Origin of the sequence: Microcoleus sp. Pol11C3 (assembly GCF_036701485.1) — a bacterium.
GTDB lineage: Bacteria > Cyanobacteriota > Cyanobacteriia > Cyanobacteriales > Microcoleaceae > Microcoleus.
Genome location: NZ_JAUBQW010000170.1, coordinates 1 through 11,991, shown reverse-complemented (window position 1 = coordinate 11,991; position 11,991 = coordinate 1). Strand labels below are relative to the sequence as shown.

At 45.4% G+C, this 11,991-nt stretch carries 7 protein-coding genes; 5 read left to right on the top strand and 2 right to left on the bottom strand.

Annotated features, from left to right (window positions below; translation table 11 throughout):
* Window positions 1-94 precede the first annotated feature (94 nt).
* Window positions 95-1,486, top strand: coding sequence for an ATP-binding protein (locus QUA40_RS25320; RefSeq protein ID WP_445301198.1), 1,392 nt, complete (start codon window positions 95-97; stop codon window positions 1,484-1,486).
* 38 nt (window positions 1,487-1,524) lie between these two features.
* The gene (locus tag QUA40_RS25315; protein ID WP_333130995.1) at window positions 1,525-1,707 is read left to right on the top strand and encodes a hypothetical protein; all 183 of its coding nucleotides are present in this window, start codon (window positions 1,525-1,527) and stop codon (window positions 1,705-1,707) included.
* A 48-nt stretch (window positions 1,708-1,755) separates the two neighbouring features.
* On the opposite strand, the gene QUA40_RS25310 is transcribed toward QUA40_RS25315, so the two are convergent.
* On the bottom strand, window positions 1,756-3,123 hold the full coding sequence (locus tag QUA40_RS25310; protein ID WP_333130993.1) for a TldD/PmbA family protein: 1,368 nt from the start codon (window positions 3,121-3,123) through the stop codon (window positions 1,756-1,758).
* Window positions 3,124-3,600: 477 nt separating this feature from the next.
* Here QUA40_RS25310 and QUA40_RS25305 point away from each other — a divergent pair, with 477 nt between their 5' ends.
* The 3 genes from QUA40_RS25305 (at window position 3,601) to QUA40_RS25295 (ending at window position 11,532) form a co-directional block, all read left to right on the top strand.
* A complete protein-coding gene (locus tag QUA40_RS25305) occupies window positions 3,601-8,247 on the top strand; it encodes a PAS domain S-box protein (protein WP_333130991.1) in 4,647 nt (1,548 codons plus the stop codon).
* Window positions 8,248-8,499: 252 nt separating this feature from the next.
* Window positions 8,500-9,357: a DUF1361 domain-containing protein gene (locus QUA40_RS25300; RefSeq protein WP_333130989.1), complete on the top strand. Its 858-nt coding sequence runs from the start codon at window positions 8,500-8,502 to the stop codon at window positions 9,355-9,357.
* Between the two features lie 210 nt (window positions 9,358-9,567).
* Window positions 9,568-11,532 (top strand): ABC transporter ATP-binding protein/permease, encoded by a 1,965-nt coding sequence (locus QUA40_RS25295; RefSeq protein WP_333130987.1) that lies wholly within the window; start codon window positions 9,568-9,570, stop codon window positions 11,530-11,532.
* A gap of 248 nt (window positions 11,533-11,780) precedes the next feature.
* Here QUA40_RS25295 and QUA40_RS25290 read toward each other — a convergent pair.
* A partial coding sequence (locus tag QUA40_RS25290) for a hypothetical protein (protein WP_333130985.1) occupies window positions 11,781-11,991 on the bottom strand: 211 nt, incomplete at its 5' end.

Below are 11,991 nucleotides of genomic sequence, written 5' to 3'. Positions count from 1 at the left end.
TATCTTTAGTTGAGTTTGAATATATCGGTCGCTCCTATTCATAGTTTGCGATCGATTATTCAGCAAGCCCTAATTAATCCAAGAAGTTCAAAAAATGTCACCTACAACCGAATGCGAGATCAAGATGCCAGTTAAAATATTATTTGTGGATGACGAGCCCGATTTAGAATCTTTAATTTCCCAGAAATTTAGAAAAAAGATCCGCACAGGAGAATACCAAGTTTTTTTTGCACATAATGGCGTAGAAGCCCTTTCAACGTTGCGAGAGCAGCCGGATATAGATATTGTACTGACAGACATTAATATGCCAGTCATGGATGGCATGGCTTTGCTAGCGAAACTTAACCAGCTAGTTACTATGGTCAAAACAGTAGTTATATCTGCTTATGGCGACTTGGGAAATATCAGAAAGGCAATGAACGGCGGGGCATTTGACTTTTTGATTAAGCCTCTAAATTTTCAGGATTTAGAAATTACAATTAACAAAACATTATGCCATGTGCAACAGCTTAAGGAAAACGAGCGCGCCCGCCAAGAAAGAGAGGATAAATTGCGGCAATCGGAAGCGCGAGAGCGAGAAAAAGCCATCCAACTAGAACTGGCACTGCAAAATTTACAGCGCACCCAATCTCAGCTTATTCAGACTGAGAAAATGTCGAGCTTAGGACAACTAATTTCCGGTATTGCCCACGAGATTAATAATCCCGTTAACTTCATCTATGGCAACTTAACTTATGTCAATGATTACACTCATCAGCTATTGAGTTTAATCACGCTTTACCAGCAGCACGATGCCCATAAATACCCTGAAATAGAAGCTTTTATTGAGCAAATAGAGCTGGAATTTATCCAAGAGGATCTGCCTAAAATGCTGTCTTCGATGAAATTGGGGGCAGAACGTATCCGTCAGATTGTGCTGACATTGCGGAACTTCTCGCGCCTCGACGAAGCTGAGATGAAACCCGTTAATATTCACGAGGGAATCGACAGCTCTCTAGTAATTTTGCAGAGTCATCTCAAGGCTAAGCCCAATTCTTCGTCTATTCAAGTTATTCAAGAATACGGAGATTTGCCACAAATAGAATGTTATGCCTGTCAGTTGAATCAGGTATTTATGAACTTCCTGAGCAATGCCATTTATGCCTTGAATCACTATGATAAAAAAAACAGCCCGGAGCCAATTAAAAACGAGCCTCGGACGATTACGATTGCTACTTCTATGCTGAATCGCGAGTGGGTAAGAATCAGTTTTAAAGATAATGGGCCGGGGATGACAAGCGATGTAATAAATGCGCTGTTTAATCCTTTTTTCACAACTAAACCTGTGGGTGAGGGCACTGGCTTGGGATTATCGATTAGCTATCAGATTGTGGTGGAGAAGCACGGCGGACATTTGAAGTGTTTTTCGCAGCCCGAGCAAGGTGCAGAATTTGTGATTGAGATTCCCATTAAGCAGAGCGATCGGGTAGAGATGAAGGCGAGTTAAGGGGAAGTGAATTGGCTAAAAGAACGCAAAATCCATAAATGTTAAGCTTATTCGTTGTGCGAACAGATGTGCGGAAATTTACACCTTTGGTAGCGGTAACCTGCGGCATCGCACTCAGCGGGAGTGAAAGTAAATACCAGATTTTAAGTCGTTTGTCAGCTTGTCAGTGTCCCGGACTGGTTAAGGTGATGGGTGAGGGTATGAGCGCGCCCTCACCTTAACCAGTTGCGTAAGTCTTGAACTAATAATTAATGACTAATTACTAATGATTATCTTCCTCCGACGACGACATTTTTAATCCGCAAATGGGGGCCGCCGACACTTACGGGCAAACCGCTCTGGCCGCCTTTACCGCAACCGCCGTAGGCATAAACCGAGTCGTTTCCTATTGACTCAATATCCTTTAAAGTCTGAAATACATTGCCGCTTAAGGTGACATCGCTCACCGGTTCAGCCAATTTGCCATCGCGGATCATGAACCCTTGAGCTGCTGCAAAGGTAAACATTTCGCCATTGGTTTGTCCTCCCAACATCCGCACTGCATAGACTCCTTCGTCAATGTCCGCAACCATTTCGTCAAAAGAATGTTCGCCAGACTCGATCGCAGTATTAGTCATCCGCACCAAAGGCATAAAAGTAGCACTCAGAGCCCGGGCATTTCCCGTCGGACTTTCGCCCATTTTGCCCGCAGTCTCGCGATTGTGCATCCGAGCGGCTAAAACTCCATTTTTAATTAAATGCTTGCACTGAGCCGGCACGCCTTCGTCGTCGTATTTCAGAGTTCCCGGCAATCCCGGCACAGTTGCGTCGTCAATTACATTCAATTGTTCGATCGCCACAGGCTTGCCCAAAGTCAGCAATTCCTGCATTTTCGGGTTTTCGTAAATACCATCTGCTTCCGACAAATGCCCGAAAGCTTCGTGAATAAAAACCCCCGACAAATAAGGGTCTAAAATCACCGGATACTGACCGCCTTTCACCGATTTTGCCTCTAATTGGCCCACAGCTCGAACGGCAGCACTTTTAACACGATCTTCAATATTTGTCAAGACATCGTAATCCGATCGCGAGTGAATCGACTCAAATCCTTGGCGGACAACACCGCCCTCGCCACGGGCGATCGCCCCGAAACGCCCGGTCACGTCCAAGCGCTCTTGAGCGATGCAAGTGCCTTGAGAATTCACAAAATAAGTAATGCCGAATCTGTCGCTGTAACCAGCCATTGTCGTCTGAATTCGCGGGTCATAATCTAACAGCAACTGGTTGTAAGATTCGAGCAATTTCCGCTTTTGGGCTAAAGTAATAGAGCGCGGATCGCGACCCAATTCCACCGCTACATAATCTTGAATCGGGGTGACATCTGCTAGTAGAGTTTTTTCGCTGCCAACCAAACGAGACTGCACTACAGCTTCTTCTATGCGGTCTTTTAACTCAGCTAAACCGTTAAAAGTTACAAAACTCCAGCCGCCTTTGTGACAGGCGCGGATGCCGCCGGCGAGACTAAAACTGCGGTTGACAGCATCTAACTGAGGGCCGCGAAAACTAATCGCAGTTGACTCGCTTTGTTCGAGGCGAACTTCTAGATAATCTACGCGATCGCGGTAAGGTGCGATCGCTTCCATCAACTGTTCTTGCATCAAATTGCCCCTATGAATGATTAGCCGTAGCGCTGAAAAAAATTATTGCTAACCCTATTTTAGCTAATACAGCGGATTCCAGGTTGATGAAGTACACCCCAGAAACCCGGTTTATTCTGGATTTCTCGCCAGAAATCGGTTTTATTCAAGAAACCCGGTTTCTCTGTACTTCACTTACCTGGAAAGTGCTGTAAATCCCGTCTTTCGGGGGCGCGATCCTCCAGCGCTGTAGTGCTTGCGCGGCGCACCCTACCCGATAAATGGCGAGTCAGTACGATTTGAGATTTAAAACTTTGTCCATAAAATAGATGATTAGACGCTTGCCGATCCCGGGCGTTCGGCGGGCGTCGTAGAACACGAAAAACTCGCCCCGGCTTGCGAAAAAGCCGGTATCCCGGCAATCTTGCATTTGCCTAGAGAAATCAAACTAAACTAAATCTATCTAAAGACGTAAAAATATACCTTAACCGCTAGCAGATGGAATACTTTAAGGTTAAAAAATTCCAAATTTCACCCTATTTAGCAGCAATTTCGGCATCAATAGCAATTTTGGTGGGAGTTGGCATTTTAGATCGATCGGAAAAAGGGCGATTTTTGCAGTACAACCGCACTACCACGCTCGATCGGCTCAGCACAGTCCGTTCTAAGCTAGAAGGCTCTTTAAATTCCCGGCTCTTTCTGATGCGGGGTTTGGTGGCTTACCTTTCCAACAACCCAAACATCACCGAAGCCGAGTTTGCAGCGACGGCGAGAATTCTGGTGGCACAGCAAACCGGCATTCGCGCCATAACTTTAGTTAAAGGCACGACGGTCGCTTACATTTATCCGCGGGACGGAAATGAATCGGCGATCGGGGCTGACTTGACGGCACTACCGGAACACCGGCAAATGGTCAAAGAGGTCATGCACACCAGAAAAACTTTGGTTGCTGGACCCGTGAAATTATTGGAGGGGGACGAGACGTTCATCAGCCGATCGCCCATTTTTCTCACACCCTCCGGCGCCGATCCCGAAACAGGAGTTTACTGGGGCTTGACAGGTCTGATTATCGACAAAAATTCCCTGATGGAGGAAGCAGGGCTCAACGACTCCTCAGCGAAGCTGCAATACGCTCTGCGGGGCAAAGACGGGAAGGGAGCATCCGGCGCAGTGTTTTTCGGTGACGGGTCAATTTTTCAGCACAATCCCGTGCTGCTGGAAGTGACTTTGCCCAACGGTTCCTGGCAGTTGGCAGCAATTCCGGCGGGGGGATGGCCTGCGAATTCGCCGTTTCGGGGGTGGCTGATCTTTGGAGGCGACTTGCTGGCACTTTTGACCGGGGTCGCAGTTTTTAGCTGGGTGTACGGCCGTGCGAAACTGCGTTCCAGCGAAGTTAAGTACCGGCAACTCGTTGAGAATGCTAACAGCATGATTGTGCAGTTAGACAGTGAAGGCAAGATTACTTTTTTTAACGAGTTTGCTGAAGCTTTTTTCGGATATTCAGAAGCAGAAATCATCGGCAAAAGTGCGATCGGCACAATTATACCGAAAACAGATTTATCCGAAAGTGACCTGGCGGCAATGATACGAGACTGTTTGACACAGACGGAAAAATACTTCCAAAACGAAAATGAAAACATCCGCAGCAATGGGGAAAGGGTGTGGATAGCATGGACAAATAAACCTTTACTAGATGCGAAGGGAAATTTGGCAGGACTCCTTTGTATTGGGACGGATATTAGCGATCGCGTCTTAGCAGAAGCCGCGCTGCTTAATAGCGAATCTCGCTATCGGGCAATTATTGAAGACCAAACCGAACTGATTTGTCGTTTCTTGCCTAGCGGAGTTTTGACTTTTGTTAACGATGTCTACTGCCGCTATTTCAATAAATCGCGATCGGATTTGGAGGGCCATACTTTTATGCCTTTGATGCCGGCAGAAGACCTAGAAATTATCAGCAGCAGTTTCAGCTCTCTAAGCCTAGAAAACCCCGTCGTTACCTGTGAACACCGCGTCGTTCTCGAAACAGGGGAAACTCGCTGGCAGCAGTGGACGAATCGGGCGATTTTTGACAGTACGGGCAGCTTGATTGAGTGTCAAGGAGTAGGGCGCGACATTAGCGATCGCAAACAAGCTGAAATCGCCCTGCAAGCTTCTGAATGGGAATTGCGGGCATTGTTCGCTGCCATGAACGACGTAATTTTGGTGATTGATATTGAGGGACGATACCTGAAAATTGCCCCCACCAATCCCCGACTTTTATACAAACCGCCGGCAGAACTTGTCGGCAAAAAAATCAGCGAATTATTAGAGCCAGAAATTGCAGATATTTTTCAGGATAAAATTCGCACCGCCCTTGGTACAAATCAAACCTGTACTTGTGAATATAACCTGGAAATTGCCAGCGTACAAACGTGGTTTGCCGCTACCATTTCGCCAATGAAAGAAAACACGGTTCTGTGGGTAGCCCGCGACATTACGGAGCGCAAGCAAGCTGAAAGTTGGTTGACAGGTCAAAAACAAGTTTTAGAAATGATTGCTAAGGGCGCTCCTCTGGGCGATACTTTAAATACTTTAGTTCAAATTATCGAGCAGCAATCTAGAGATGTCATGGGTTCGATATTGCTTCTAGCTCCAGATGGCAAACATTTACTGCACGGAGCCGCGCCCACTTTGCCCGACAGTTACAATGCTGCTATTCATGGCATAGCCATCGGTCCGGATGTCGGTTCCTGCGGCACTGCTGCCTTTAGTCGCCAACAAGTGATCGTTACAGATATTGCCAGCGATCCTTTGTGGGAAAATTTTCGAGATTTAGCCTTGAGTTTTGGACTGAGAGCTTGCTTGTCTACTCCTATTTTCTCATCTCAGGGTCAAGTCTTGGGAACTTTTGGAATGTATTATTCCCAACCGCGCCAGCCCCATTTTTTTGAGCTGCAATTGATAGAGGCGATCATAAGTTTAGCAGGAATTGCGATCGAAAGCAAACAGGCAGAAGAAAGTCTCAAACAGCTCAATCAAGAACTAGAAAATAGAGTTACACAGAGAACTGCTCAGTTGATGCAAACAGAAGAACGCTGGCAGTTAGCACTCAAAGGCAATAATGACGGAATTTGGGACTGGAACTTGCAAACAGGGGAACTTTTTGTGTCCGATCGCTTTAAGGAAATCACTGGTTACGAAGATAGTGAACTTAGCGATTACAATAACAAATGGAATGCGAGTTTACATCCAGATGATTTAGCGATTTCTCAGCAACTCCTTCAAGAACACTTGGATAGAAAAACGCCGCATTACATCACCGAATACCGCTTATGGTGCTACAACAGCGCCTACAAATGGATATTGAGTCGGGGACAAGCGTTGTGGGACGAATCTGGAAAAGCAGTCCGCATGGTTGGTTCAATTACTGACATTACGGAGCGCAAACAAGCAGAGGAAGCACTACGGGAAAGCGAGGCAAGATTCCAAAAGCTGTCGGGTAATGTGCCAGGAGTAATTTATCAATTTGTATTGCGTACAGATAGCTCTTTCAGTTTCCCTTACATTAGTCCGGCTTGCCGAGAAATGTTTGAGCGAGAAGCAGAATCGGTTCTGCAAAATGCGGCTTTGATAACAGATTTAATTCATTCCGATGACCGCCAAAATCATGACGAATCCGTTGCTATTTCAGCCCAAACTTTGCAACCTTGGCACTGGGAAGGACGGTTCGTGCTACCTTCCGGCAAAATTCGCTGGTTTCAGATAATTTCTCGTCCTGAAGCTAAAGAAAACGGCGATATTATTTGGGACGGAATCGCGATTGATGTTACCGATCGCAAACAAGCTGAGTTAGCTTTGCAAGAAAGCCAGCAGTTCATTCAAAAAGTAGCCGATGCTACTCCCGGTATTTTGTATCTCTACGACTTGGAAGAACAGCGAAATATCTACGCTAATACTTCACTGCTTGGGCTTTTGGGCTATACTTTTGACGACATTACAGCTATGAATTCGTCACTGATGCCTCAGTTAGTACACCCGGAAGATTTGCCGGAAATTGTCAAACATCACGCAAGCTTTCTAGGAGTTGAAGATGGCGAAATTAGGGAAATTGAGTACCGGATGCGGGCAGCAGATGGTCAATTGTTGTGGCTGCAAAGTCGAGATACTATTTTTAGCAGGAATGCGGACGGTCAGGCTCAGGTAATAATTGGATTTTGCCAGGATATTACGACTCGCAAGCAAGCAGAGGAAGCACTGCGACAAAGCGAGGCGCGAGAAAGAGAAAGAGCTGGAGAGTTAGAGTCAGCGCTGCGGTCATTGCGCTCTACTCAAACTCAGCTCATTCAAACTGAAAAAATGTCTTCTTTAGGGCAATTAGTTGCAGGAATCGCTCACGAAATTAATAATCCCGTTAACTTCATTCACGCTAACATTGATTATCTCAACCAGTATACAAAACAGTTACTCGATCTGGTGACTCTTTACGAGCATGAGTATCCCGAACCTAATTCAAAAATTCTCGATCGCATTCAAGAGATAGATTTGGATTTCATGGCTGAGGATTTAAGAAAAGTTGTGGGTTCGATGCAGGTAGGAACCGAGCGCATCCGGCAAATTGTTTTGTCCCTCAGAAATTTCTCGCGGCTGGATGAATCCGCAATGAAGCCCGTGGATATTCACGTGGGAATTGAAAGCACTTTGTTGATTTTGCAGCACCGCTTGAAGAGTCGGGACAGCCGCCCGGAAATTGAAGTAATTAAGGAGTTTGGAAAACTGCCACTGGTGGAGTGCTATGCGAGCCAAATGAATCAGGTGTTTATGAATATTATTGCTAATGGAATTGATGCTATTGAAGAACGATATCACCAGTTATCGGTTCCACGATCAGAGACAAAGAGTGGACGGATTGCTATTTCCACGAGTGTAACCCCCCAGAACACTGTTAGGGTAGAAATTTCGGACAACGGTACGGGCATTCCCGAGGGGATAGTCGAGCGAATTTTTAACCCGTTTTTTACTACGAAAGCTGTGGGGAAAGGTACGGGGTTGGGAATGTCTATCGCGCACTCGATTGTGGTGGAAAAGCACAAGGGCAAGATTGAGTGTATTTCGTCCATAGGATGCGGAACGACTTTTAAGATTGAGATTCCGAAAAGTGTATAAATAGTAGGGTGCACCAGTCGATTTGAGATTTGAGATTTGAGATTTGAGATTGACTCGACAGTAGTAGGATGCGTCAGTAGATTTGAGATTTGAGATTTGAGATTGACTCCACAGTGGTAGGAGGCGTCACCCGTTCTTGATTTTTAGGCGCGGATCGATAAGCTGACGCACCCTACAAGTTAACGACTAAAATAGATTGAAGCTGCTAAGGAAGCGGTGCTGCATCAAACCTTTAATTGTATAAAAATTGACATGATGGGATTAATCCTGGAAGCGCTGCAAGCAATGGGACACAATGTCCGCTGGATGTCTTGGAATTTGTTTTTGGCTTTAGTACCGCTGGGTCTGAGTTTTTGGCTGTTCCGCAAACCTCGATCGCGCTGGCTGCTGTGGGGTACGGCTTTTCTCCTGGGAGCTACTTTTTTGCCCAGCACGCGCCATGTTTTAGCTTATCTGAGGCACATTGTGCAAGATGTTGGCAAAACTTACGTTTTGGGGGCGATCGCGATTACGCTGGCACTGATGGCTTTAGACATCTGGGTACTGCGGCAGCGCGGAGTTCGCTCTCTCCGCTGGTGGGGGGGTTTTTTCTGGTTTATCGCATTTTTGCCTAATGCGCCCTACGTTTTAACTGATATCATTCACCTGATCGAGCAGATTAAAGAGGGGAACTCGGTGTGGACTGTGACTCTGGCTTTGATTCCCCAATATCTCGCGTTTATGCTGGTCGGGTTTGGGGCTTACGTGCTGTCGGTGATGAATTTGGGTTACTATTTGAAGCAACAGGGTTGGAGTAGATTTATCCTGGCAACCGAGATGACTATACACGCACTTTCGGCGCTCGCGATTTATTTAGGGCGATTTATACGCTTCAACAGTTGGGATATTCTGACTAACCCCGATGCGCTGGTTAACACAGTAATGAACGATTTGATTGGCAAGCGTCCGGTTTTTGTAATGGCTGTCACTTTTGTAGTAATTGCGGTTTTGTATTGGGTAATGAAACAAGTAATTTTAGGGATTAGCCAGCGATTTTACAGCAGCAAATTGCAGTCGGACTTGTCCGGCGAAAGCGCCACTGCTTCTGATCCCATCGATTTGAGATTTTAGATTTGAAATTAAAGGATTTACTCCACAGATGAATATAAGAGCTTGAACTAAGCTCCCAATTTTTTTCTCTCCACCCGTTAACTCGGAAAACAAGTTTCCGTCTGTGGGTGAGAGAATTTTTTTCGCGAAACTCCCAAATAAATGACTGCGGCCGTTTGTCACAAAACTTGATATGTTATAACAGTCAAAGTAGTTTTGTAAACAGCAAAGATGAATCGATTTGACCGTCAGTTGTGGCAGAGATTTATTGCGATCGCTCAACCTTACTTTTATCCTTTAGAGCCTGGGAGTGGCAGAATCTTTTTAGGATTAGTAGCGCTGCTGTTGATATTTCTCTTCGCGGCTATGTTTGTACTCCTGAGCGCTGTGTGTTTTGGGGGGGGTGCTCTTTTTCCGGCTTTTGTCAATAGTATTGCGGCGGGCTTAGTTACTTTGTTGAAAGGAATTATTAATTCGCCAGCAATTGCGATCGTAGCTTTGATGCTAATTATTCCTTTCAGTGCTTTTGTCTGGTTCAAAGACAGATTGACGGCACACTGGCAGCCCTGGGCTTTATTGACTTTGCTGCTGTTTTTGTCGCTGTCAGTCAGCGGTCTGAATGTAATAATTAGTTACGTGGGTAACTTTTTTAACACAGCACTAGCTAAGAAAGACCAGCTCAATTACTGGAAGTATCTGTTTGTCTATGCAGGGGTTTTTGTAGTCGGCACTCCCATTGTGGTAATTTACCGCTATATACGAGATAAATTGAGTCTCTACTGGCGAGATTGGATGACTAATAAGTTCCTGGATAAGTATTTTCAGAATCGGGCTTATTACGAAATAAATTCCCAAAAGGAAATCGACAATCCCGACCAGCGAATTTCGGAAGATGTCAAATCATTTACCCAGACAAGTTTGGCGTTTTTGCTCCTTATCCTGGGTTCAATAGTTGATGTTATATCTTTCACGGGTATCCTGTGGTCTATCTCACAAGAACTTTCGCTCTTCCTGATTGTCTACGCTATTCTAGGGACTGTTGCCACTCTGATTTTTGGTCAAAGATTAGTACCTCTTAATTTTAATCAACTTAAACAAGAAGCTAACTTCCGCTACGGCCTGGTTCACATTCGCGACAACGCTGAATCTATTGCTTTTTATAGAGGCGAGGAACAGGAATCTACGCAAGTAAAGCAGCGGTTCGTTGAAGTATTCCGCAATTTTAATTTGCTAATTGGCTGGCAGCGAAATGTGGATTATTTTACCACGGGATACGGATATGCTGTTGTGATTATTCCGGCTTTGTTTCTAGCTCCTGCTTACTTTGCCGGCAAAATCCAGTTTGGAGATATCACTCAAGCAGGTTTTGCTTTTAGTCAGGTTTTAGGCGCTTTTTCAGTGATTGTAACTCAGATTGAGCCGCTGAGTTCTTTTGCCGCTAGTATCAATCGTTTGACTGTATTTACAGATACTTTGGAAGCGGAAAAAGCGGTATCTCGTGTCGGAGGCACTGCTATAGATGTAGTAGTAGATTCTCAGTTGACACTGGAACACGTTACTTTAGATACTCCGAAACCTCAAAAGACTTTGATTAGGGATTTGTCGCTAGCAGTGCAGCCCGGTGAAGGATTGTTAATTGTCGGCCAAAGCGGTGCTGGGAAGAGTTCTTTGCTGCGGGCAATTGCGGGTTTGTGGGACTCGGGAACAGGCCGTTTGGCGCGGCCGGAATTGGGGGAAATGCTGTTTTTGCCGCAGCGTCCATATATGATTTTGGGTAGTTTGCGATCGCAACTTCTCTATCCCAACAGCAGCAGCGAGGTTGATGAGGAAAAATTGCGCCATGTTTTGGCATCAGTAAACTTAGCAGATTTGCCGGAAAGATTGGGCGGTTTTGATGCGGATTTAGATTGGGCGGAGATTTTGTCGCTGGGAGAACAGCAGCGTTTAGCTTTTGCTAGATTGTTATTGACGGAACCGAGATATGCTATTTTGGATGAGGCGACAAGTGCTTTGGATTTGAAGAACGAGCAACATTTATACGAACAGTTGCAAGCAACTAAAACTACGTTTGTGAGTGTCGGCCACCGATTGAGTTTAGTGCAATATCACCAGCAGGTTTTGGAACTTGTGGGCGATGGGAGTTGGCGGCTGCTTTCGGCGGAAGAATACAGCGCTAGTGCGAAGATTTTTGGCTGATACAGCGCTGCTTTCAGGAATTGTGAATTTACCCGGTTTTTGGTTCGCAGTGGCTGGTGGCGCGCTTGGAGATTTATCCTTTGGTTCTACAGATTAAGCGCCGCGCCACCACACACCCTAAAATAGGTTCTACGGGTAGAGAGACAGCAACAATTAATGTCGATCGATTGCCTGTTCCTCATACCATTTTAGATTAAAGAATTAAAGAATTGAAGCATTGGGAATGACTCATTCTGTATGGGTTTGGATCACGAGCCTACAGTTGCATTCTTTTTTGAAACTGGTATTACAATCGATAATTGAGTATAAATATCTAAAACTGCCCAAACAAAAAGCAAGCTGAACTTTGGCAGATTCGATTCCATTGCTCGCCCGCGAGAACTCATACGGAATCCGGTTGTCATAGGTCTGTTATAATTGCTGAAAAAATCGAGCAAAAATAGCCATGCCAAAAAAAGT